This is a genomic window from Micromonospora chalcea (assembly GCF_028768405.1).
Lineage (GTDB): Bacteria > Actinomycetota > Actinomycetes > Mycobacteriales > Micromonosporaceae > Micromonospora > Micromonospora chalcea.
In genome coordinates this window covers 2,569,103-2,592,865 of record NZ_CP118233.1, presented here as the reverse complement: position 1 = coordinate 2,592,865, position 23,763 = coordinate 2,569,103, and the positions used below count along the sequence as shown (strand labels likewise).

The 23,763-nt window shown below is 73.8% G+C and carries 15 protein-coding genes, 1 tRNA gene and 2 pseudogenes; 7 read left to right on the top strand and 11 right to left on the bottom strand.

Going from position 1 to position 23,763, the window contains the following annotated elements; all coding sequences use genetic code 11:
* Positions 1-14 precede the first annotated feature (14 nt).
* Complete coding sequence (locus PVK74_RS10880) at positions 15-2,912, top strand: glycoside hydrolase family 48 protein (protein WP_181373777.1); 2,898 nt, start codon at positions 15-17, stop codon at positions 2,910-2,912.
* Positions 2,913-3,200: 288 nt separating this feature from the next.
* On the opposite strand, the gene PVK74_RS10875 is transcribed toward PVK74_RS10880, so the two are convergent.
* Positions 3,201-3,890: a DUF3159 domain-containing protein gene (locus PVK74_RS10875; RefSeq protein WP_064445398.1), complete on the bottom strand. Its 690-nt coding sequence runs from the start codon at positions 3,888-3,890 to the stop codon at positions 3,201-3,203.
* Between the two features lie 92 nt (positions 3,891-3,982).
* On the opposite strand from PVK74_RS10875, the gene PVK74_RS10870 reads away from it, so the two are divergent.
* Positions 3,983-4,864, top strand: coding sequence for a phosphatase PAP2 family protein (locus PVK74_RS10870; RefSeq protein ID WP_043329825.1), 882 nt, complete (start codon positions 3,983-3,985; stop codon positions 4,862-4,864).
* An 8-nt stretch (positions 4,865-4,872) separates the two neighbouring features.
* A complete protein-coding gene (locus PVK74_RS10865) occupies positions 4,873-5,544 on the top strand; it encodes a maleylpyruvate isomerase N-terminal domain-containing protein (protein WP_274479267.1) in 672 nt (223 codons plus the stop codon).
* Between the two features lie 2 nt (positions 5,545-5,546).
* Here the strand turns inward: PVK74_RS10865 and PVK74_RS10860 are convergent, their stop codons facing one another.
* Both PVK74_RS10860 and PVK74_RS10855 read right to left on the bottom strand, forming a co-directional pair.
* Positions 5,547-6,386, bottom strand: coding sequence for a DUF1028 domain-containing protein (locus PVK74_RS10860; RefSeq protein ID WP_043329827.1), 840 nt, complete (start codon positions 6,384-6,386; stop codon positions 5,547-5,549).
* Positions 6,387-6,439: 53 nt separating this feature from the next.
* Entirely contained in the window at positions 6,440-7,651 is a 1,212-nt protein-coding gene (locus tag PVK74_RS10855) for a low temperature requirement protein A (RefSeq protein ID WP_274479015.1), read from the bottom strand.
* A gap of 144 nt (positions 7,652-7,795) precedes the next feature.
* On the opposite strand from PVK74_RS10855, the gene PVK74_RS10850 reads away from it, so the two are divergent.
* Both PVK74_RS10850 and PVK74_RS10845 read left to right on the top strand, forming a co-directional pair.
* Positions 7,796-8,770, top strand: a complete 975-nt coding sequence (locus PVK74_RS10850; RefSeq protein ID WP_104114655.1) for an LLM class F420-dependent oxidoreductase — start codon at positions 7,796-7,798, stop codon at positions 8,768-8,770.
* A gap of 1 nt (position 8,771) precedes the next feature.
* A complete protein-coding gene (locus PVK74_RS10845) occupies positions 8,772-9,578 on the top strand; it encodes an SDR family oxidoreductase (protein WP_274479014.1) in 807 nt (268 codons plus the stop codon).
* Positions 9,579-9,686: 108 nt separating this feature from the next.
* Here the strand turns inward: PVK74_RS10845 and PVK74_RS10840 are convergent, their stop codons facing one another.
* From PVK74_RS10840 to PVK74_RS31195, 7 genes and pseudogenes are all read right to left on the bottom strand, one after another.
* Complete coding sequence (locus PVK74_RS10840; protein ID WP_113972415.1) at positions 9,687-10,964, bottom strand: MFS transporter; 1,278 nt, start codon at positions 10,962-10,964, stop codon at positions 9,687-9,689.
* A gap of 124 nt (positions 10,965-11,088) precedes the next feature.
* Entirely contained in the window at positions 11,089-13,377 is a 2,289-nt protein-coding gene (locus PVK74_RS10835) for a transglutaminase domain-containing protein (RefSeq protein ID WP_274479013.1), read from the bottom strand.
* Entirely contained in the window at positions 13,371-14,525 is a 1,155-nt protein-coding gene (locus PVK74_RS10830; protein WP_104114657.1) for a DUF58 domain-containing protein, read from the bottom strand. Before PVK74_RS10830 ends, PVK74_RS10835 begins: the two co-directional genes overlap by 7 nt.
* Positions 14,526-14,527: 2 nt before the next feature.
* Positions 14,528-15,523: an AAA family ATPase gene (locus PVK74_RS10825; protein ID WP_064445403.1), complete on the bottom strand. Its 996-nt coding sequence runs from the start codon at positions 15,521-15,523 to the stop codon at positions 14,528-14,530.
* 25 nt (positions 15,524-15,548) lie between these two features.
* The gene (locus PVK74_RS10820; protein WP_274479266.1) at positions 15,549-18,119 is read right to left on the bottom strand and encodes a fibronectin type III domain-containing protein; all 2,571 of its coding nucleotides are present in this window, start codon (positions 18,117-18,119) and stop codon (positions 15,549-15,551) included.
* 207 nt (positions 18,120-18,326) lie between these two features.
* Positions 18,327-19,379, bottom strand: coding sequence for a fibronectin type III domain-containing protein (locus tag PVK74_RS10815; protein ID WP_274479012.1), 1,053 nt, complete (start codon positions 19,377-19,379; stop codon positions 18,327-18,329).
* Positions 19,380-21,557: 2,178 nt separating this feature from the next.
* A pseudogene (locus PVK74_RS31195) lies at positions 21,558-21,683 on the bottom strand (hypothetical protein); the annotation flags it as partial.
* A 248-nt stretch (positions 21,684-21,931) separates the two neighbouring features.
* On the opposite strand from PVK74_RS31195, the gene PVK74_RS10805 reads away from it, so the two are divergent.
* Positions 21,932-22,015: transfer RNA gene (locus tag PVK74_RS10805), tRNA-Leu, on the top strand.
* A gap of 162 nt (positions 22,016-22,177) precedes the next feature.
* Complete coding sequence (locus tag PVK74_RS10800) at positions 22,178-22,441, top strand: hypothetical protein (RefSeq protein ID WP_274479010.1); 264 nt, start codon at positions 22,178-22,180, stop codon at positions 22,439-22,441.
* Between the two features lie 42 nt (positions 22,442-22,483).
* Here the strand turns inward: PVK74_RS10800 and PVK74_RS10795 are convergent.
* Positions 22,484-23,704: pseudogene (locus PVK74_RS10795) on the bottom strand (recombinase family protein); the annotation flags it as partial.
* Between the last annotated feature and the right edge of the window lie 59 nt (positions 23,705-23,763).

The following is a 23,763-nucleotide window of genomic DNA, read 5'->3' as shown; positions in this document are numbered from 1 at the left end:
CCCACATGAGACTTCTGGCCAGACGTCGCCGTACGGCGATGCTCGCCGCCGCCGCCCTCGTCATAGGCGGGGTGGCCCTGCCCGCGGGCGCCGCCCAGGCCGCGCCCGCCTGCGACGTGACGTATGCGTCGAGCGACTGGAACAACGGCTTCACCGCCAACGTGACCATCAAGAACCTGGGCGACGCGCTCAACAACTGGTCGCTGAAGTTCACCTTCCCGAACAGCAGCCAGCGCGTGGTCCAGGGCTGGTCGGCCCGGTGGAGCCAGTCCGGCAGCGAGGTGACCGCCACGAACGAGTCGTGGAACGGCAGCCTGCCCACCGGCGCGTCCACCAGCATCGGCTTCAACGGCAGCTTCAGCGGCAGCAACCCGAAGCCCACCGCGTTCACCCTCAACGGGGTGGCGTGCAACGGCGCGCAGACCAACCAGCCGCCGACGGTCTCGCTGAGCGTGCCGTCCGGCCCGTTCGAGGCGCCGGCGGACGTCCCGCTGACCGCGACCGCCAGCGACCCCGACGGCACCATCAGCAAGGTCGAGTTCTACCGCAACGGCCTGCTGGTCAACACCGACACCACCGCGCCGTACGGCTACGACCTGCTCGACCTGCCGGCCGGCAGCTACACGGTGCAGGCCAAGGCGTACGACAACGCCGGCGCCTCGGCGGTCTCGGAGAAGTCGTTCACAGTGACCGCGGCCACCGGGCCGAAGCTGGTCGCCACCCCGTCCGCGGTCACCGTCAGCGAGGGCGGCAGCGCCACGGTCCGGTACACGCTCAGCGCGGCGCCCAGCGCCAACGTGCCGGTGACCCTCGCCGTCACCGGTGACAGCGACATCACCGTGTCGCCGACCACGCTGACGCTCACCCCGAGCAACTGGAGCACCGGCGTCACCGCCACGGTCTCCGCCGCGGAGGACGCCGACACGGTCGGCGGCACCGCCACGATCACCGCGTCGGCCACCGGCTACGCGCCGGTCTCCGTCGTGGCCACCGAGGCGGACAACGACAGCCCCGGCGGCGACAACGCCTACATCAAGAAGTTCCTCGACCAGTACGGCAAGATCAAGAACTCGGGGTACTTCAGCCCCGAGGGCGTGCCGTACCACTCGATCGAGACGTTGATCGTCGAGGCGCCCGACCACGGCCACGAGACCACCTCGGAGGCGTTCAGCTTCTGGCTCTGGCTGGAGGCGCAGTACGGCCGGGTCACCCAGAACTGGGCCCCGTTCAACAACGCCTGGACGGTGATGGAAAAGTACATCATCCCGTCGCACGCCGACCAGGCCACGGCCGGCTCGCCCGGCACCCCGCAGTACGCCGCCGAGCACAACCTGCCCAGCCAGTACCCGTCGACGCTGGACGCCAACGTCCCGGTCGGCCAGGACCCGCTGCGCTCGGAGCTGCAGTCCACCTACGGCACCGGTGACATCTACGGCATGCACTGGCTGCTCGACGTGGACAACACGTACGGCTACGGCCGCTGCGGCGACGGCACCACCCGGCCCGCGTACATCAACACCTTCCAGCGGGGCACCCAGGAGTCGGTGTGGGAGACCGTGCCGCAGCCGTCCTGCGACACGTTCAAGCACGGCGGCCCGAACGGCTACCTGGACCTGTTCGTCAAGGAGTCCAACGCCCCGGCCAAGCAGTGGAAGTACACGAACGCCCCGGACGCCGACGCGCGTGCCGTCCAGGCCGCCTACTGGGCGCTGACCTGGGCCAAGGCGCAGGGCAAGGCGGGCGACGTGGCGGCCACCGTGGCCAAGGCCGCCAAGATGGGCGACTACCTGCGCTACGCGCTGTTCGACAAGTACTTCAAGAAGATCGGCAACTGCGTCGGCGCTAGCACCTGCCCGGCCGCCAGCGGCCGTGACTCGGCGCACTACCTGCTCTCCTGGTACTACGCCTGGGGCGGCGCGTACGACGCCTCGCAGAACTGGTCGTGGCGGATCGGGTCCAGCCACAGCCACTTCGGCTACCAGAACCCGTTCGCGGCCTGGGTGATGACCAACGTCGCGGAGCTGAAGCCGAAGTCGCCGACCGCGGCCTCCGACTGGCAGAAGAGCCTCGACCGGCAGCTGGAGTTCTACACCTGGCTCCAGTCGGCCGAGGGCGGCATCGCCGGTGGCGCCACCAACAGCTGGGACGGCAGCTACGCCCAGCCGCCGGCCGGCACCGCCACCTTCTACGGCATGTTCTACGACGTCGACCCGGTCTACAACGACCCGCCGTCGAACCAGTGGTTCGGCATGCAGGCCTGGTCGATGCAGCGCATCGCCGAGCTGTACCTGGAGACCGGCAACGCGAAGGCCAAGGCGCTGCTGGACAAGTGGGTGCCGTGGGCGATCGCCAACACCACGCTGGGCACCGACTGGTCGATCCCGTCGGACATGAAGTGGACCGGCCAGCCGGCCAACTGGAACCCCAGCAGCCCGCAGCCGAACACCAACCTGCACGTCGAGGTGACGGTCAAGGGCCAGGACGTCGGCGTCGCCGGCGCCTACGCCCGCACGCTCATCGCGTACGCGGCGAAGTCCGGCAACACCGCGGCGAAGGACACCGCCAAGGGCCTGCTGGACGCGCTCTCGGCGGCCGCCGACAGCAAGGGCGTCTCGACGCCGGAGAAGCGCGGCGACTACAAGCGCTTCGACGACGTCTACAACGCCGCCGACGGCCAGGGCCTCTACATCCCCAACGGCTGGACCGGGAAGATGCCCAACGGTGACGTGATCGCCCCGGGCAAGAGCTTCCTGGACATCCGCTCGTTCTACAAGAACGACCCGGACTGGCCGAAGGTGCAGGCGTACCTGGACGGCGGTCCCGAGCCGGTCTTCAACTACCACCGGTTCTGGGCGCAGGCGGACATCGCCATGGCGTACGCCGACTACGGCACCTACTTCCCGCAGGGGTGAGGTGACCCCTCCTTCGTGGGCGGGCTCGCGCCCGCCCACGAAGGAGGCCGACCCGGCCGATGGGGGAACGGAGCGGCCGGGTCGGCGGACGGCCTGACGCCCACGGTCAGGCCGGGTGGGCCGGCCGTCCGGCCGACGCAGCGGACCGGCCGGCCCACCACTCCGCCCGGTGACGACCCATGGCGCGAAAAGGCACGCAAAATTCAGCGGTCCACGGGATCACATCCGGGCCGTGGACGGAGTAACGTATTTGACGGAGAGGCCGCTCCCCCCGTGGCGGCCTCTCCATTACTCTTCCCGGACCGGCTCACCGCCGGGCACCGGCGCCGTCACCGGGTGCCGCAGTCCCGGATGCCCGGCCGGCAGCGACCGCCGGATCACCACCCAGCTCGACGCCAGCGCCGCCGCGATCAGCGGCCAGGTGAGCGCCGCCCGCGCCACGGTGAGCGCGACCACCTGCCCGTCCAGCCACAGCGGGATGAACACCGCCAACCGCAGGACGTAGGTGCCCGCCCACACCCAGCTGCCCCGGCCGTACGCCCGCAGCAGCGCCGGATCACGCCGCCACCGGGTCCGCTGGCCCAGCGCCGTGCCGACCACCACGCCGAGCAGCGGCCAGCGCACCACGATGCTCACCGCCCAGGCCAGCGCGCTCGCCGCGTTGGCGGCGATCTGCAGCAGGAAGAAGTCCTCGGCCCGGCCGGTCCGCAACGCGACGAGCGCGGCCACGCAGACCGCGAGCAGCCCGATCAGCACCGAGCGGGGGCGGTCCCCGCGCCGCCACCGCCAGCCGGCCACCGCCGTGCCGGTCAGCAGCGCGGCGAGCACACCGCCGCGCAGCCCGCCGAGCACCCAGCCGAGCCCGAACGCGAGCGGCGGCAGCGTGGCGTCGACCGCCCCGCGCCGGCCGCCCAGCAGGTCGGCCAGCGACTCCGGCCGTGGCCCGGCCTGCGGTTCCCGCTGCGGCGTGCCGGTCACGCCCCACCTCCTCGGATCGCCCGCCTCACCGTACGCCGAAGCCGATGGCGCTCCGCCGCGCGCGTCGGCGGCCCTACCGTTAAGTTGTCCGGGTGCGGGAGACGGCAAGGGGTTGGACGGCGGTCTGGTTGGTCGTACTGGCCCTGCTGCAGACGGCTGCGTTCGTGCTGGTGTGGCGCTTCGCCGTGCACACCGAACTGGGCCAGTGGCTGGACACGGTGGCGCTGACCGGCAACCAGATCGGCCAGGACCGCATCGACGGTCCGGTCGACACGCTCCTCAACGCCATGTCCGTGGTGTCGCTGCTGGCCGCGACCGCGGTGATCGGCTTCATCGCGCTGATCCGGGGCCGCAAGGCGCTGGCCGTCACCGCGACGCTGCTGATCGCCGGCGCGAACGTGACCACGCAACTGCTCAAGCACTTCCTGGTCCGGCCCGACTTCGGCATCGACCCGGAGCGGGCCGCCGCCGGCAACAGCCTGCCCAGCGGCCACACCTCGGTGGCCGCCTCGGTGGCGGTCGCGCTGATCCTGGTGCTGCCGCGCAAGCTGCGGGCGGCCGGGGCGTTCCTCGGCGCCGGGTACGCCGCCGCCGCGGGCGTCGCCACGCTCTCCGCCGGCTGGCACCGACCCAGCGACGCGGTCGCCGCGTACCTGGTGGTCGGCGCGTGGGCCGCGGTCGCCGGGCTGGTGCTGCTGGTCTTCCAGCGGGAGCAGGCGGTGGTCGAGCCCGGCGACGCGCACCGGGTGACCGCCGCCGTGCTCGGCGGCGCCGGCGCGGTGGCGCTGTTGGCCTCCGCGCTCGCGTTGTCCTGGCTGGTGGACCGCTCCACGATCCCCGTCGAGGCGCTCAGCCGCCGTCAGCTCTTCGTCGGGTACGCGGGCAGCGCGGCCGGCATCGCCGGCACGATCGCCGTGGTGGCCGCGCTGGTGCTGGTCGTGGTGCACCGGCTGGTGCCCCGGTGGAAGGGCTGATCCGGCGGATGGAGACGGTACGGGCGGCGTTCCGGGCCGAGTGCGACCGCCTGGAGCGGGTGCTGCGCGACCTGGACGACGCGGCGCTGGACCGGCCCACGCCGTGCCCGCCGTGGCGGGTGCGCGACCTGATCGCGCACGTGAGCACCGGGGCCGGACGCCTGGCGGGCATGCTCGCCGAGCCCGCGCCGCCCCGGGCCGAGGTGGACGCGGCCGCCTACTTCGGCGCGGCCAAGTTCAGCCCGCCGGTGGACCGGGACCGTGTCGAGGGCGCGCAGCGTGCGGCCCGGGAGCATCCGGGCGCCGCCGAGGTGGCGGCGGAGTTCGGCCGGGCCTGGCGCGCCACCGACGAGGCGGTCGCCGCGGAACCGCCCGCACGGGTGGTGCGTACCCGCCACGGTGACGCGATGGCGTTGCCGGAGTTCCTGCGTACCCGGGTGGTGGAGGTCGCGGTGCACGGCCTGGACCTGGCCGACGCGCTGGTCCGGACGCCGTGGCTGACCCCGGCCGCCGCGGACGTGGTGATCGGCGTGCTCACCGGCGGCGTGCCGGTGCCGCCCGGACTGGGCTGGGACGCGCTCACCGTGCTGCGCAAGGCCACCGGGCGGCTGCCGGTCACCGGCGGCGAGCGCGCGGAGCTGACCCGCGCCGGCATCGGCCGGCTGGCCTTCGGCGGCTGACCTCAGCGCCCGGCGCAGCGCCGCAGGTGCTCCAGCACGATCGGGTCGATCCGGCCGGGCACGAAGCGTTCCTCCAGGTTCTCCAGACCCGTCCAGGCGGCCAGCGCCTCGTCCAGTCCGGCCGGGCCGACCGGGTGCCCGGTGGCGGCGAGCAGTTCGGCCACCTCGGCGGCGAGCGGACCGGTGAGGTCGCGCAGCGTGGCCGGATCGGGGCGGCCGAACAGCATGTGGTGGATGCCGAGCAGGCGGCGCAGCTCGGAGACCGGGTCCACATGATCGTCCACCCGCAGGTCCACCAGCTCGTCGCCGGTCCCGGCGTAGCCGCCGTGGCGCTGCACCACGAGCATCGCCGCGCTCTGCCGCCCGCGCCGGTCGCCGCCGGCCGCGTCGCCGGCGGTGAGCGCGGCCAGCAGCCGCTGCGGGAACGGCAGCTCCGCACGGGCCAGCCAGGCGTCGCGCAGCGCGTCGATCACCTGCGGGCCGGTCAGGATGTTGCCCTGTGCGGCCCAGCCGTCGCCGGCCTGCCCACCGGCCCACGGGTGGCAGCGCGGCCCGGTCCAGGTGGCCCCGTCGCCGGTCGCGCCGACCACGGCGAGCTGCCGGTCGTCGCGTCCCGGATCGGCGGCCACCAGCCCGGCCACCGCGTCGGTGGCGCTGACGCCGGTCCGTAGCAGCGCGAGCGCCTGCGCCCGGTAGGCGAGGTTGGCGTGCGCCTGGGTGGCGACCGCCCCGACCAGCGCCTCGGCGGCCGGCACCAGCGCCCCGGCGGCGAGGAACCGGCTGGCCACTGCCACTCCGAACAGGCGCCCGTCGGCGGAGCGGGCGACGAGCGAGAAGGTCACGCGCGGATCGTAGCCCGCAGGGCGGGCACGGGGCCCCGCTCCGGCGGCACCGCTCAGAACGGCGGCGCGGCGTCCTCCGGCGGCCGGCCCCAGGCCCGCCGGGCGTCGGCGACCGCCACCGCCGTCAGGACCGCCGCGGCGAAGCCCGACGCGACGAGCGGCGCGAGGCGCACCAGCAGCGGTACGGGCAGCAGCAGCGCGGCGATCCCCACCAGCCGGGACGGGGAGACCCGGCCGAACACCTCGTACTCGAAGCGGGCCCGGCCGGCCAGGAACACGGCCGGCCCGCCGAGGATCACGGCCAGCCAGGGCAGCTCGTTGTGCCCGATCGGGTGCTCGATCACCAGCTCGTAGCCGATCGCGGTGGCGACCACGCCGATCACCATGACCAGGTGGGTGTCGGCGGCGGACCGGCCGACGGTGGCCGGGTGCGCCGCCCGGGTCACCGCCTCGCCCATGATCTGCCCGGCCCGCTGCACGTAGATCCGCCACAGCAGCACCGAGGTGGCCAGCGCGACGGCGAACGCGGTGACCATGCCGGGGCTGGTGGGGGAGCGGGTGAACGACAGGCCGGCGAGCAGGATCGTCTCGCCGAGCGCGACCAGGAAGATCTGCTGGTAGCGCTCGGCCAGGTGCTCGCCGTGGATGTCCCAGCGGGAGACCGTGGACCGGCCGAGGCCCGGCACCGGCCAGCCGAACCGGGCGGCGAGGTACTCCAGCACCAGCGCCGCGGTCCAGAGCGCCACCCGGGCGTTCACCGGCAGCAGCGCGCCGGCCAGCCAGAGCACACCGGTGGCGCAGAACGTGATCAGCATGCGCCGCTTGAGCCGCCGGTACTGCTGGTTCTGCAGCACCAGCACGAGGATCGCCGGCCGGCTCACCTGGGCCACCACGTACGCGGTGGCGAACATCAGGCCGCTGTGGCCGAACGCGCGGGGGATCGCCACCCCCATCACCATCGCCGAGATCAGCGCGGTGATCACGATGATCTGCAACCACAGGTGGTGCGGGTCGTAGCGGCTGGTCGTCCACGCCGTGCCCTGCCACACGGCCCAGAGCGCGACCAGCAGCAGCAGCGTCTTGCCGCCGCCGGTCACCGCCGACCAGCCGGTCTGCCCGCCCTCCAGCACCAGGTCCTCGAAGGCGCGCGCCGAGATCCGGGTCAGCGCGAACACGTACACCAGGTCGAAGAAGAGCTCCAGGAACGTGGCCCGGTCGGGCCCGCCGCCGGAGCTGCGCAGCGCGGCCGGCTCGGCGGTCCTCACCGCGCTGCCCCGTCCCCGGTCCACCTCATCCGGCAGTCGTAACACTCTTTCCCGGCGTCTCGGCACCGATCGCCCATATCGGTCTGGATCTTGCTCGCGGCGGTGCCGGACGGGCACCATCGACGGGTGACGAACCGATGGGGCATGACAGTGCCGCTGGGCGGTATCCCGCTCGCCGACCACGCCGCCGTCTACGCGGCCCTGGACGACGCCGGCTTCACCGACGTGTGGTCGTCGGAGGTGGCCGGCGCCGACGCGTTCACCCCGCTGGCCCTGGCCGCCGCCTGGTCGCCGCGGCTGCGCCTCGGCACCGCGATCACACCGGTGTTCACCCGCGGCCCGGGACTGCTGGCGATGAGCGCCGCCGCGCTGGCCGAGGCGGCGCCGGGCCGCTTCGCCCTCGGCGTCGGCGCCTCGTCGCCGGTGCTGGTGCGGGACTGGAACGCGATCGAATTCGACGAGCCGTTCAAGCGCACCCGGGACGTGCTGCGGTTCCTGCGGGCCGCGCTGCGCGGCGAGACCGTCGACGGCGCGTTCGACACGTTCGCCGTACGGCGCTTCACGCTGGAGCGTCCCCCGAGCGTGCCGCCGCCGGTCGTGCTGGCCGCGCTGCGCCCCGGCATGCTGCGCCTGGCCGCCGCCGAGGCCGACGGGGTGATCCTGAACTGGCTGGCCGCCGAGGACGTGCCGACCGCCCTGGCCGAGGTGGGCGAGCGCCGCCCCGGGTTCGAGGTGGCCGCCCGCATCTTCGTCTGCCCCACCGAGGACGCCGCGTACGCCCGCGCGCTGGGCCGCCGCATGATCACCGGCTATCTCACCGTCCCCGCGTACGCGGCCTTCCACAGATGGCTGGGCCGCGAGGACACGCTCGGTCCGATGTGGGCGGCATGGGCCGCGGGGGACCGGCGGGGCGCCTCCGCCGCCGTACCGGACGAGGTGGTCGACGCGCTGGTGCTGCACGGCTCACCCGAGCAGTGCGCGGCCGCCGTCCGCCGCTACGCCGACAACGGCGTCGACGTGCCGGTGCTGGCGGTGCTCCCCACGCCCGAGATCACCGAGGGCGGCGCGGCGGCCTGGATGGATCTGCTGCCCCGGCTCGGCCCCGGGAAGGTGGCCTGAGATGAACCTGACCGACCGGGTGGTCGTGATCACCGGCGGGGCCGGCGGGATCGGCGCGGCACTGGGCCGCCGGTTCGCCGCCGAGGGCGCCGCCGCCGTCGTGCTGGCCGACCTGGCCGCCGACGCGGCCCGCGCCACGGCCGAGGCGATCGGCCCGGTCGCCACCGGCGTCGGCCTCGACGTCACCGACGAGGCGGCGGTACGCGCGCTCGTCGAGGAGACCGAGCGCCGCCACGGACGGATCGACCTGTTCTGCGCCAACGCCGGAGTGGCCACCGGCGGCGGCATCGACGCGCCGGACGCCGACTGGGACCGCGCCTGGCGGGTCAACGTGTTGGGGCACCTGCACAGCGCCCGCGCGGTGCTGCCCGGCATGCTCAGCCGGGGCCAGGGGCACCTGCTGCTCACCTGCTCGGCGGCCGGTGTGCTCACCGCGGTCGGCGACGCGCCGTACACCGCCACCAAGCACGCCGCCGTGGGTCTCGCCGAATGGCTGGCGATCACCTACCGGGACGCCGGCATCCGGGTCAGCGCGCTGTGCCCGCAGGGCGTGGACACCCCGATGCTCGCCGACGGCCTCACCGAGGGGCACCTGGGCGCCCGGGTGATCGCCGCGTCCGGGACGATCCTCAGCCCGGATCAGGTCGCCGACGCGGTGATCGCCGGGCTGGCCGAGGAACGGTTCCTGATCCTGCCGCACCCCGAGGTCGCCGACTACGCCCGCCGCCGTGCCGAGGACCCGGACGGCTGGCAGGCCGGGCTGCGCAAACTCGTCCGGAAGCTGCGCGCGAGCCTTCCTCAGTCGTGAGGGATCTCCTGCCCGTCGACGCACGCGGGAGACCGCCAGTGGGCCAAGGGCGGGCTTCATGTGGGTCGGGTCAACGACGTGGGCATCGTGCTGCGGACGGATGCGGATTCAGCCATCGTCACCGGTTCTCGCCATCACCGGCGGGGTTGCCGTCGCCGCCGGCTCCGCCGCCGCCGGCGGTCCGGATCGGGTGGGTAGCAGCAGGGCGGCGACCACTGCGCCGGCCGCCAGTACGCCGATCACGAGCCAGACCGTGGTGGTGAGGGGCAGCTGTTGTCCGGCGATGCTGCCTGCCGAGGCACCCACCACGGTCGCGGCCATCTCGGCGGCGGAGAAGGCGGATCCGACCCGGCCGAGCTGACGGTCCGGGGTATGGCGTTGGACCTGCACCTGGACCAGCATCAGCAACGCGCCACCGGGCAGGCCGGCAAGGGCGATGAAGACCAGCGCGGCGGCGAAGTGGTGGATGAGGAAGAGCCCGGCGAAGCAGAGGGTGATCGCCGCCAGGCAACCGGTGAACGACAGCCGGAGGAGCCCGCTACGGGACAGCACGTTGCCGACGTACGCGCTGGCCAGGAAGCCGCCGCCGAGCGCTGCCATGAGCACACCGACGTCGCCGGCGTCGCCGCCGAGGACGCTGATGACGTACGGCACCAGAAGCACGTTCAGAGCGGCGTTTGCCAACAGGAAGAGGCTGGAGACGACGAGAGTCGTGCGGAGGATCGGATGCCCGAAGAGGAAGGCCAGTCCCTCCCGGAGTTGCCCCCGGAAAGCGGCCAGCCAGGAGGACGCGTCCGGCTGCTGCCCGTCGTCGGTCACCCGCAGCCGACCCATTCCGAAGATCAGTAAGGCCGAGAGCAGGTACGTCGCGGAGTCGATCAGCACCAGGCCGTCGAAACCCACGAGGGCGTAGAGCGCGCCGCCCAGGGGTGCGCCGGCGAGGCGGACGATGCCGCTCGCCACCGTGTTCCAGGCGTTCGCCGCCTCCAGGTCGCCGCCCCGGCCGACGACGGCGGGCACCACTGCCCGGGCCGCGGACTGGAAGACGTGCCCGATTGCGCTCTCGAAGAACATCGCCGTGTAGAGCAGCCACAGCATTCCCGGATCATCGACCACGATCAGCGCGAGCACGACGACCATGCGCAGCAGGTCAGCGCCGACCATCACCGTTCGCCGGTCCCACCGGTCGGCCAGCACCCCGGCCAGGGGCGCGAAGACGATCGCGGGCAGGGTCTGCGCGACGAAGGCGAAACCACTGCTGAGCGTCGACCCGGTCATCGTGTAGACGTAGACCGGCACCGCGACGATCATCAGCCAGTTGCCCAGGTTGGACAACAGCGTGCTGGTCCAGAGCAGACCGAAACGCCGGTTCCTAATGCAGATCACCACTCACCTTACTTCCGTGACGCCGGCTGCCGGTGTCCCACAGGCGTTCGACGACCAGGAGGTCAGCAGATGGTCAGGAGGACTCGTGGCGGTACCGGCTCGGCGATCCGGTTACGGCTGTTGATCAGCGTCGCCACCGTAGCGGCCCCGGATGGATCGTCCACAGCAACTGTCGCCACCGTGGCCGGGCCGAGCGCAGCGCCTCGGCGAAGCCGGCGCTCAGTCCTGCGGCCCGGTCCGCCTGTTCCGGCGTGACGCTGCCCGGCGCGAAGCCCGCCTGGTTGAGCAGAGCGGCCAGCTCGTCCACCGTTGCCTCATCCGGGTCGCCGATCGCCGCGTCCTCTCCGGGCCGCGCCGCGCGGGCCTCGGCGAGCGTCCGGCGGGCCCGCGCGGCGACCTCCGCCGCCGCCAGGTCCGGCCCGACCGGATGCCCGGCCAGACGCAGCGCGTCGGTCAGCTCCCGCCACGCTCCCGCGACCCGTTCGCCCGGATCGCCCACTGCCAGACGGGAGCGGGTCAGCCGCCGGCGCATCGCGACCAGCGCCGCCAGCACCGCGCCGACCAGCAACACCAGTCCGCCGACACCGCCGCCGACCAGCGCCGGTGTGCCGAGCCCGCCCTCGTTCCGGCCGGGTGCGGGCGCGGCGGCCGGCGGCGTTGCGCTCGGCTCCTCGGTGGGCGCGGGCACCTCCGACGGCGGCGGGTCCTCCGGCTGCGGCCGGAAGTCCTCCTCCACCGGACGGGGCTCGGAGTCCGGGCGCGGCATCGGATCGAACGGCACCCAGCCGACGCCGTCGAACAGCACCTCCGGCCAGGCGTACGCGTCGGCCGCCCGCACCGGCCCGTCGCCGTCGGGCCCGAACCCGACCACCACCCGGGTCGGCAGGCCGGCGAGGCGGCCGAGCACCGCGAACGCGGCGGCGAACTGCTCCGACGTGCCCCGCTGCCCGCCGCCGTTGCGCGGCCCGAACAGGAAGAACGCCAGATTCGGGTACGCGTGCCCGCTCGGCGCGTCGGCTGTCACCCGGTAGTGCTCGGCGAGGAACGTGGCGATCGCGTCGGCGCGCGCGTACGGAGCACCGTTCGACTCGGCGAGCTGGGTGGCCAGCCGGCGCAGCGGTTCCGGGGCGCCGTCGGGCACCCGCAGCACCCGGGCCACCTCGTCACCGGCGGGCACGTTCGCCGTGGGCAGCAGGTTCACGTCCGGGCGCTCCCGCACCGAGGACACCTCGTACCGCAGCCCCGGTGCGAGCCCCTCCGGGCGGATCAGCGTCCCGGTCGCCGGGTCGTACGCCACCCGCGCGCCGGTCACCTCGCGTGGCGTGGGCACCGTGGGCAGCAGCCGTCCGGTCAGGTCGCCGACGGTGATCTCCTGGCGCACCTCGTCGGTGGCCGTGTTCGGGGCGGGCTCGACGGCGGGCAGGATCCGCCCCGCGTTGCGGTACGTGGCGCCGACCCGCCAGGTCACGCCGTCGTAGTCGCTGAGCACCGCCAGCCGGATCCGCGGCGTCCCGCCGGCCGGCGCGCCGCCGACGGTCCGCACGTCCAGCAGCCGCTGGTCCGGGTTCAACGCCCACCCGGAGATCCGGATCAGCGGGTTCTCGTCCAGCGACTCCACCCGTGGCGGCTCCACGTAGCGGCGCGGATCGACCGGTCGCTCGTCCACCTGGGCGGCCACCACCGGGGCGAGCAGCGCCGCCAGCGCCACCACCACCGCCAGCCCGGCCGCGCTCGCCGCCACCAGCCGCAGCCGGACGGCCGCGCGTACCGCCGGGGTCAGACCGGCGACCGGATCGGCCGCCGGGCCGTCACGGCGCCCGGGCGTCGCCAGGCCGGCCGCCGCGACCGCCGCGAACACCACCGTCGGGCCGATCGCCGGATCCGCGTTCGGCCCGACCACGTAGAGCGCCCCGGCGTAGAGCAGAGCCGGCGGCAGGTAGCCCAGCAGCACCCGCCCGGCGCGCAGCGCCACCTCGGCGGCGGTCAGCCCGGCCAGCCACGCCGCCACCACCGGAACCAGCACCGTGTCCGGGGCCGGCTCGACCGGAATCATCGCGGTGAGCAGCCGGGGAATCGCGTTACGGGCGGCGTCGGCGGTCACCTCGCCGAGCCCGCCCGGCAGCGCCGCGTGCGCGGCGGCCAGCCGCAGCGACAGCAGCGTCCACCCGGCCATCGCGGCCACCGACAGCGGCGCCACCAGCCAGGACGGCAGCCGCCGCGCGGCCACGCCGACCAGCACCGACCCGAGTGCCGCGCAGGCCATGAGCCGGGTCAGCAGCGGATCCGCGTACACCCGGCCAAGCACCACACCGGAGAGCGCGACCAGCACGATCAGCGCGGCCGGTACCGGCACGGCCCGCAGCACCCGGACCGCGCGTTCCGCCGCCGGTTGGGTCCGTGGCAGCGTCACCACCGGCGGATCCCGTCCCACTCGGCGGCGAACGCCGCGCCGTCCGCCGCGTCCAGCACCGTGAGGCCCGTCGCGCCGGCCGCCGTCGGCCCGTCCGCGCCGAACATCCCGACCACCACCGACGGGTACGCGCCGCGCAGCGCGCCGACGTGCCCCAGCTCGTCGCGGCCACCCGGCCCGGTCAGGAAGACCAGCGTGTCACCGAGCCGGTCCCGGCGCAGCCGCCCGGTCGCGGCCGGCAGCACGTCCGGCCCGGCGTCCGCCAGCTCCACCGCGGCCAGCCGGTCCAGCGGCCCGGCCGCGCCCTCCGGCTCCACCTCTCCCGGTACGACGAGCAGCAGCTGCACCGGCAGGTCCTCCCGCACCGCGGCGGCCACCACCGACGCGGCCGCCTCGCACGCCGACTCGAACGACTCCGCGACCCCGCCCACCCGGCCCGGATGCGCCGACGCGCGGTTGTCCAGCACCACCACCAGGCGCGGCAGGCTGGTGTCCACGTTCTCCCGCACCATCAGCTCACCCACCCGGGCGCTGGTGCGCCAGTGCACGCGGCGCAACTCGTCGCCCACCACGTACTCCCGCAGCGAGTCGAACGTGATCGACCCGTGCGGCACGCTGTCGGTACGCCCGTCCAGGCTGCGCCCGGCACCGGTGGGCACCGCGGACAGCGGATGGATGCGCGGGTGCACCCACACCGGCACCGTGCCGCCGTAGCCGCGCGCCAGCGCCACCAGGCCCAGCGGATCCCGGCGCACCACCCGCAGCGGCCCCACCGGCACCACACCACGCCGGTGCGTCGGCACGTCGTAGCGCACCACCGTGTCGCGGCCCGGGCGCAACCGCAGCAGCGGCACCGGCACCAGCGCCCCGGCGCAGCGGTCCTCGGCCACCAGGTTCGCCGCCCGCAGCCGACCGGTGTTGCGCACCGTCAGCTCCATCGCCGCCGGCTCACCCCGGGCCACCCGGTCCGGGTCGGCCCGCCGCGCCACGCTCAGCCGGGGCCGCCAGGCCGCGTTCACCACGCCGTAGCCGACCGCCACCCCGGCCGCCGCGCCCAGCACCGTCAATTCGGGGTACGCATAGCGGAACCCCACGCCGAGCAGCACCAGGGCGGCGACGAGCAGCCCGATGCCACGGGCGGTGATCCCCACGCTCAGCCGTGCACCGGCGTGGCCTGGCCCGACGGCAACGGCACCGGCACCGACGCGACCGCCTGACGCAGCACCTCGGCGGACGTCACACCACGCACCTGCGCGTCGGGGGTGAGCAGCAGCCGGTGCGCGAACACCGGCTCGACGAGCGCCTTCAGGTCCTCCGGCATGATCCAGCCCCGGCCGTCGATGAGCGCGTACGCGCACGCCGCCCGGGTCAGCGCGATCACGCCGCGCGGACTCACCCCGACCCGCACCTGCGGATGGGTACGCGTGGCAGCGGCCAGCCGCACCGCGTACGCGTACAATGGCTCGGCGATGTGCACCCGCCGGGCCATCTTCACCATCTCGCCCACGGTGGCGGTGTCGGTCACGGCGGTCAGCGAGTCGGGGGAGCGGACCGTGGCGCCGCGCAGCACCTCCACCTCGACCGCCTCGTCCGGGTAGCCGACCGACAGCTTCACCAGGAACCGGTCGAGCTGCGCCTCGGGCAGCCGGTACGTGCCGTCCATCTCCACCGGGTTCTGCGTGGCCACCACCAGGAACGGCTGCGGCACCGGATGCCGTACGCCGTCCACCGTGACCGTGCGCTCCTCCATCACCTCCAGCAGCGCCGACTGCGTCTTCGGCGACGCCCGGTTGATCTCGTCGGCGATCACGATGTTGGCGAACACCGGCCCCGGGTGGAACTCGAAACCCCGGCTGGCCTGGTTGAAGATCGTCACCCCTGACACGTCGGAAGGGAGCAGGTCCGGCGTGAACTGGATCCGCCGCCACTGCCCCTTCACGGTGGCCGCGATCGCCCGCGCCAGCGTGGTCTTGCCGACGCCCGGGACGTCCTCCAGCAGCACGTGCCCCTGCGCGAACAGCGCGGTCAGCGCCAGCCGCACCACCTGCGGCTTGCCCAGCACGACCGCGTTGACGTTGTCGGCCAGCCGGGCGGCCAGGGCGGCGAAGCCCTGCACCTCCGGCTGGCTGAGCGGTTCGTGCGTGTTCACGGATGCGCCTCTCGGGGTGGTGCGGTCAGCAGGTGGGCAGCAGATTGAGGTCGTCGCCGCCCTCCAGGTTCAGCCAGGCCCACGGGATGTAGTCGCGGCCCTTGCTGTGGTCGACGCGCACCCACCAGGTGCTGCGCTTGTCGTTGTTGTAGATGTAGGCGTAGACCTCTTCGCCCTTCTTCTTGCAGTAGGCCTTCAGCCGGGCGCCGTTGGGCTCCCAGCCTGCCTGCCTGCTGTTGTCCTGCTGAGTGACCGAGAAGATCTCGTTGCCGTTGCGCTCGCCGGGCACGTCCCGGGAGCAGTAGGTCGCCTCCGCGCCGGAGGAGCCGTTGCGGCAGGTGGCGATCCCGTACAGCGCGTCCGTGGTCTGGGCGCGCGAAGCGGTGCCCTTGCCGGCGGCGTTCGATGCGGTCAGCGTCACCGTGTACGCGGTACCCGGCGTCAGCCCGGTCACCCGCAGGCTGGAACAACTGCCGCTCGCCGTCTTCCCACCGGTCGCCGCCGTGCAGGAGGCCCGCCCACCACCCGCGTCCACGGTGAACGTCACAGTCACCGACGTGGCGTCCGCCGACGAGCCGGTCACCGTGATCCGCGGCTCGGCCACCGTCCGCGCGGTGGTGCTCGCCTCCGGCCCGGCGCCCGCCTCGTTCACGGCCTTGACCTTCACCGTCACGTTCTGGCCGTTGCCCAGCCCGCCCACAGTGGCCCGCACATCGGTCACCTCGACGGACTTCCCGGCCGCCTCCACCACGTACTTCGTCACCGGGCGGCCGTTGTCCACCGCCGGAGACCACTGCACCGCGACCGTGCCCGGCTGGTCGGCGACAGTGGACGCGCGCAGCTCGCCCGGCGCCTTCGGCGCCGTGAACGGCACCACCGTGTTGCTCACCGGCGACGCCTTCGACCCGGCGCCCTTCTCGCTCACCGCCGTCACGGTGAACGCGTACTGGGTGCCGTACTCCAGTTGCCCGGCCGCCACCACCAGCTCCGTCTTCGCCGACTCGCCCGCCGGGGCGCTCGCGCCCGCCGAGGTCGCCGTCACCGCGTACTTCGCGATCTTGTTGCCCTGGCCGTCGGCCTCGGGCCAGCTCACCCGCACCGTGCCGTCCGGCCGCGCCTCGGCGGTCACCGACGCCGGCGGGTCCGGCACCTCAGCCGTCGGCACCACCGGGTTACTGCGCCGCGCCGGCCCCTCACCCTTGGCGTTCACCGCGTGCACCGAGAACGTGTACGTCTCGCCGTTCGTCAGGCCGGTCACCTCCAGCGACCGCTGGTTCGCGCCGACCTGGCGGGTCTGACCGGCGCCCTCCACCACGTACCTGGTGATCTCGGCGCCGTTCGACGCCGCGGCCTGCCAGCTCACCCGCGCCGAGGCGTCACCGGCGGCGGCGGTGACCGACTTCGGCGCGCCCGGCTTGGACACCTTCGGCTTCTTCGGCGGGGGCGGCGGCGGAGCCACCGGCGGCGGATCCCCGCCGAGCACGTCGTTCGCGTACTTGTCGACCTCACGCACCTGGTTGCGGTCGTCGACCACCTGCGCGGTGGACGAGTCCGGCGGGTTGATGAACAGGTGGTTCTCGCGCACCTCCAGCTCGACCGGACCGGGGCGGCCGGCGCCCTTCACGGTCTGCACGAGTTGCCCCTCGGCGTCGAACGCGTAGACCGTGCCGGTCGTCTCGTCGGCGCAGTAGAACCGGCCCGCCCACGCCACCGCCGGGCTGAGCCGCACACCGTCGCCCGGCACCGTGAACCGCTTCACCTCGCGGCTGTCCCGCACCACGTGCACCGACCGCTCACCGGGAACCGTCACCGGCACCTGCTGCCCGCTGGTACGGGTCGGCAGGTAGCCCGGCGCGGTCATGGTCAGTGCCGCCCGCTGCGTCTGCCCGCCCACCACCGTCACCAGCGACGCCGAGGTGCGGTCCAGCACCGCCACGCCCTCGTCCAGCGTGGACACCACAAGCTCGTGCGCCGGCTCGGCCACGTCGTACGTCTCGACGCGCTTCGGGCTGAGCCCGGCGGGCGGCGCGTCACCGGGCGTCTCCGGCAGCTCGGCGGCGGTGACCGCCGAGACGGTGCCCTCGCTCGGCACCGCGATCCACAGCTTGCCGGCGCCGTCGAACGTGCCGCCGGCGATGCCCGGCGGGTAGCGGACCGGCTCGCCCACCGGCGTCAGCGCCCGCGGGTCGAGCTGCCGGACGATGCCCTGCACCGCGTCCACCACGAACGCCGCGTCCTCGTGCAGCGCCACGCTCACCCCGAGCCCCGGCGCGGTCGGCGTGGTCGCGGTGATCTGCAGCGTCGCCAAATCCAGCGAGCTGACCTGGCCGGTCTTGAGGTCGCGCAGGATCAGCAGCCGGTCGGTCTGGGCCACCTGCATCTGGTGCCGCCGCCCACCCGGCACCTCCATCCGGGTGTCCACCCGCGCGGTGACGCCGTTGACCCGGGCCAGCTCGCCGCGGGTGGTGCTCCACAACCAGGAGGAGGCGTCGTAGCTCGCCACCGCGTTGTCCGCGGCGCCCAGCCCGAGCACCGTCAACCCCATCGCGGCCAGCAGCGCGGCCACCGTGCCGATGGTGACCAGCCCGCCCCGCATACGCGATCGTGGACGAGCCTGCTCCGGCCCGGTGCCCGTGACGTCCTCGATGGTGGTCACTGCCGGCTGCCTCCCCGTGTCGGTGGGGGAGGCGCACCCGCGCGAGGTCGACCCTCCCCAGAGCCGGGAGCCATCATAGGTGCCGCCCGGTGCCGGTGAAACCCGCACCGTCCCCCTGTGGACACCGAGCGTGGCGTCCCCGGACCGTCAGTTCGGCGTCGCGCCGCCCTCCCGGTCCGTGCAGACCTGACCCGAGGTCGAGTACGAATCGGTCGCGTAGACAGCCAGCACGGTGAAGCAGTAGTCCAGCTTCGCGCTCAGCCCGTTCACCGTGTAGCGGGTCTGCCCCGCGTCCACTGTGGCCATCACGCCGAGCTTCTGCCCGGCCCGGCCACCCGCCACCACGAACGGCACCCCGCCGTTCGTCGGGTCGGTCCAGGTCACCGTGACAGTGGTGGTGTCGTCCCGTAGCTGCAAGTCGCCCGGCGGCGGACCGGCCACCTTCGGCGACGCGGAACCGGACGCGGGCGCCGGAGCCGGCGGCGCCGCCTCCCGGTTGAGCAACACCACGCCGACACCGACCGCCGCCACCACCGCGAGCACCGCGCCCCCGGCCACCAGGGCCAGCACCGTGCGGTTGCGGCCCGGCCGCTCCGGCTCCATCGGGTACGCGCCCGGCGGCTCGACCGGCGCCGGCTGGTGGAACATCGGCGGGTTCACCGGCCAGGCGCCCGGCTCCGGCTGGGCCGGCGGCTCCGGTCGCGTGGACTCGGGGAAGTCCAGCAGATCCTCGTAGATCGGCATCGGCCGGTTCCGTTCCGGCGCGTCCCCTTCCGCCTGTCCGGCCGCGTCGCCGGCCGTCGGCTCGTCCGGGTCAGGCTCGTCCGTGTCCTGCTCGGGGTCGGCGGGCCGGTCGACCGGCTGGGACGGGGCGACACTGCTCCACGGCGGCGCGACCATGCCCCACGGCGGTACGGAGCCGCCGCTGACCGGCGCGGCACTGACGGGCGCCGCATGTGCCTGGCCGGCCAGTGACGGGTAGTCGCCGTGACCGGGTGGTCCGCTGACCGGAGGGTAGCCGGTATGGCCAGGTGGTGCGCTGATCGGCGGGTAGGCGCTGTGGCCGGGCGGGGCGTAGGTGCCCTCGCCGGGCGGGGCGCTCACCGGCGTGTAGCCGCCCTGGCCGGGTGGTCCGCTGACCGGTGGTGGGTAGCCGCTGACCGGAATTCCGCTGATCGGGTACGCGGCCGCACCGCTCACCGGTTGCCCCGGTGGGCCGCTGACCGGGTGCGTGGGCGGCGCGCTGACGGGAGGCGGCGTGGGCGTGCCGAGGGCTGGCCCGTTCACCGGTGGCGTGGACGGTGAACCAATCGGTGGTGGGCCGGCTTGCGGTCGTGCTTCACCCGGGGGCGTGCTGGCAGCGGGTGCGCCTGCGCTCGTCTGCTGCGCGCTCACCGGCGGCGCGATGGCTGGCGGTCCGCTCACCGGGGGTGTGCCGGCCGGGGGTCCGCTGACTACGGGTGTGTCGGCCGAAGGTCCGCTGCTCTGGGTGCCGTCCACCGGCGGTGCGCTGACGGGACCGGATACCGAGGGCTTGGACGCGGTGCCGGCGGCCGCTGTCGCGGCTTGGCGCTCCGACTCCTCCTCCAGCAGCGGGCCGATCTGCTGTACCTGGATCGTCGGCTTGTCCCATCCCGGTCCACCCGGGACGGTCGGTGGCGTACCCGCGCCGGGGCCGCTCACGTTCGCCTCGATCGCTGCGGGGTGGACTTCCGAGGCTGCTGCCGTTCCGGTCCCGGCCGTGCGGTCCGTGGCGGTGTACGGAGGAGCGGCTGCGGCCCCGGCCACCGGTTGGACGGCTGCTGGCCGTGGCGGCACGGGGGTCGACGTCGGCGCCGGAGTGGGAGCAGAGGGCGGCGTGGAATCCGCTTCGGGCCGAGAGGCACCGGCCGGGGACGCCGTCGAGCCGGGCGTGCTGACCGAAGGCGGAGCCGGCGGGGCCGAGGTGGGGGTCGGCGGGGCGACCGTCACTACCGGCGGTGGTGGTAGGACGCCGCTCGCCGGTGCGGGGATGCGCGGTGCCGGCGGCAGGACGGTCGGCGGTGGCGGTGGTGGCACGACTCCCGCCGACGGCATCCGCGACGGAGGCGGGGTGACGGACGCTGGAGGCGCCTCGGCGCTCGGCCTCGCGGGTGGCGGCGGGATGACCGGCGGGGGCGGTAGCGGGGACGCCGGGCCGGGTCCGGGCGGCGCCACCGGCCGCCCGTGCACCGGCGTCCCGGCGGCCGGCGCGGCCGTCGGCGTTCCAGCTGTTGCCGTCGGCGTTCCGGGCGCTGCTGGGGGCACCACGGCGCCAGGGACCGCTGGCGGCGGTGGTGGGGCGACCGGAGGACGGGGCGGCACCGGCGTCACTCCGGGGGCAGCGGGCTGCCGACCGTACGTTCCCGGCGCGACGGGGGTGACACCCTGGGCCGGGGGCACCGGCCGGACACCGGGAATCTGCGGGGCAGCTCCGGCGGCCGACTGCGGCGTCAGCGGGGCGGTGGGTTCGGCGGGCACTACCGGGAACCGGGAGGTCGCTTCCTCGGAGATCGGCGCGAAGCGGGTCGTCGCCTCCTCGGACGGCGCAGAGGGTGGCGAGGGCGGCGCCCACGGGCTCGTCGAGCCGTCCGGCCGCACGGCGGGATGCTGGCGCGGCGGGACCGGAGGGGCGGGCTGCGGGGGAGTGCCCTGCGGGTTCGGCACGGGATACGGCGACTGCACGGCGCCGGGCGCCGGGGACGCCGGGCCGGGGCGGGGCGCCCACTGTGCGCCGGATACCGGCGCAGCCGCGGCAGGCGTCCCCGGGGCGGCGGGGCGGGTCGGCGCGGGCGGGTACGGCGGCGGGATCGCCGGCAGCGACACGGTGGGCTCGGACAGAGCGGGACCGGAGTGCCCGGGGGAAACGGGACCGGGTTGGCCGGGCAGGACCTGTCCAGGCTGTGCGGGCACGACCGGACCGGAGTGCCCCGGCAGAGCCGGGTTGGGAGGTCCTGGCAGGGGCGGACCGGAGTGTGCCGGCGGGGCCGGGCTGTGGTGTCCCGGCAGGGACGGACCGGGGTGCCCGGGCAGGTACGGACCGGGGTGCGTGCCGGCAGCGGCGGCGAAGCCGCCGGGAGGTGGGCCGTAGCCGGCGGGAGCGGCGGCGGAGCCGCCGAGGTACTGGCGGGCTGCGCGTACCGCGGGGTGGTCCGGACCGAGCACGGCGGACCCGGCGGTGGCCACGCGGCTGTAGTTGCGGCGGGCCTCGTGCCGGTTGCCCAGCTCCTCGGCCACCCCCGCGAGGTCGAAGCTGAGCGCGAGCATCAGCGGGTCGCCGTCGCCCCGGCGGCGCTCGCCGGCGGCGTAGGCCTCTTCGAGTACGCGCCGGGCGGCGGCCGGGTCGTCGGCCTCGCGGTGCAGCCGAGCCAGCAGGTGGCCGGTGGCCAGGACGTCCTGGTGGTCCTCGCCGTACGCCGGGCGGGCCGCGACGATCGCGTCGGCGAGCAGGCGGCGGGCGCTGGTCAGATCACCCGCGGCGCGCATCGCGAGGGCCTGGTGTTGAGTGGCGATCAACGGGGAGGGGTGGGACACGGGAGCAATGCTGCCCGGAATCGCCTGTTGCGCGCTACCCACCCGATCTTTGTGGGTGCTGACCTGCGCAAACATGCCGAGCTGGAGCTGATGTGCATGATCGTTCCGGGCCGTGTACAGTAATGCCCCGTGCGGCCCGCCAGGCCGGCTGATGCGGTGAGATGATCACCTTGGCCGACCGGGTAGGCTGGTACGTGCAGGTCCGGGTGGCGGAATGGCAGACGCGCTAGCTTGAGGTGCTAGTGCCCGTATAGGGCGTGGGGGTTCAAGTCCCCCCTCGGACACAATCTAGTACATGATCCACTTGGGGTTGCCTGAGCGGATATCCTGCGGGCCGTCGGCCGGTAGGTCAGGGTCAGCCCCAGTTCGCGGTAGACCAGTGCCTTGTCGGCGGGGTCAGCGTCGCGGAGCACGGCGGTGATATTTCCCAGAGCCTCTACGACGCGGTGGATCTCGTCCAGGCTCATGGTCTGACGTCCGGTGAGGCGACGCAGGTCGACCTCGGCGGTGACCTGTTCGGCTTGGACGTCGGCGATCCACCGGCTGACGACGGTGGGGTCGGCGCCGCTGTCGAGAGCGGCGCGGTAGCGGTCCAGTCGAGTGCTGCAGGTGGCGAGGGTTTCGCGTGCCGCCTTGATCGCCTGTTGGTCGACGTCGGTGTGCTGCGCGTGGGCCATGGCTTGGACAGTTGCGGTGAGTCGGCTGGGTGAGAAGGCTCGGGCGAGCCATGGGTCGAGTTGTTCCAGGATGTGGTCCTCGCGGACGTAGACGCTGCGGGGGTGGGCGATGCGGTTGGCGTCGGCGTACTCGGCGGCGTAGGTGCAGCGGTAGTGGTTGCGGTCGTTGTTGAAACTGCCGATCATGCGCCGCTGGCAGATGCCGCAGTGCAGGAGCCCGGACAGCACGTAGTTGCGCTTGCTGGCCCGCGGCTTTCTGGCCCCATCGGGGCGCCTGCCCGCGGTGGCGATCAGGGCTTGCACGCGGGTGAAGGTCTCGTCATCGACCAAGGGCTCGTGGGCCAGGGCACCTGAGTAGATCCATTCCTCGGCCGGGTTCCACCGCATCTTCGTCTCGTGCCCGAGGGCGACGTCGTCGACATCGATGAGGATTTCGGTCTTGCGTTGTTTGTTCCAGACCTGCCGGCCGGTGTAGCGGGGGTTGGTCAGGATGACCCGGATGGCGCTCTTGCTCCACGCGGTGGTGGTGCGGTGTGGGTTGCGCCGTCGGTCGTAGGCGGAGGGGGAGAGGATGCCGTCGCGGGTGAGTCCTTCGGCGATGGCGAGGATGCCGTTTCCGGCGAGGTACTCGGCATAGATGCGCCGTACGACGGGTGCCGTGAGCGGATCGGGTTCCAGGCGGTGCAGTCGCCGGCCGTCGGCTGCCTTGCTCGGATTCGGGTGGGGGCCGGCGTCAACGAGCCGGTAGCCATAGGGTGGCCGTCCGCCAAGGAATCGTCCCTCGGTGGCGGCCTGGGCGGCCATGGCACTGCGCACCCGCACCTTGATGCGGTTACGCTCGCCCTTGCTCATGCCCCCATAGAGGGCCATGACGAGGTCGTGGGCGTCGCTACCCGGGTCGACGGCTCCGCCGACCTCGGGCACCCATAGCGCGACACCGTAGTGCTCGAACAGTGGGAAGGTGAGGCCGAACTGGTTGCCGTAGAAGGCGCGCTGTGGCTCACCGATGACAACGGCGTCGAAGCCGCGGTGTGGGTCGCGGAGCGCGGCGAGTAGGCGGGCTGCCTCGCGGCGGCGTTTCCACGGTACTGAGCGGGACAGGCCGATGTCGAAGAACTCGGTGACCACCTGCCCGCCTGCTGGCTCGATCAGTGCTCGTGACCGTGAGAGTTGCCAGGCTCGGGAGGCTTCCGGGTCCTGCTGGTCCTCAGTCGAGACTCGCCCGTAGAAGGCGAAACGAAGCGATCGGGGAGCAGGATGCACTGTGGAGTTGTGGTTCTTGTTGGTCCATTCCATTGTCATGCTTCCTCGCTCTTGGGGTGGCGAAGTCTTTGTTGCGCGGCGAGCAGTATCCG

Bases quoted from the DNA above. Each gene is read 5' to 3' on its own strand.
- PVK74_RS10820 (WP_274479266.1), bottom strand. From the start codon at position 18,119: ATGCGGGGCGGGCTGGTCACCATCGGCACGGTGGCCGCGCTGCTGGCC.
- PVK74_RS10845 (WP_274479014.1), top strand. From the start codon at position 8,772: ATGAACCTGACCGACCGGGTGGTCGTGATCACCGGCGGGGCCGGCGGG.
- PVK74_RS10850 (WP_104114655.1), top strand. From the start codon at position 7,796: ATGACAGTGCCGCTGGGCGGTATCCCGCTCGCCGACCACGCCGCCGTC.
- PVK74_RS10865 (WP_274479267.1), top strand. From the start codon at position 4,873: ATGGAGACGGTACGGGCGGCGTTCCGGGCCGAGTGCGACCGCCTGGAG.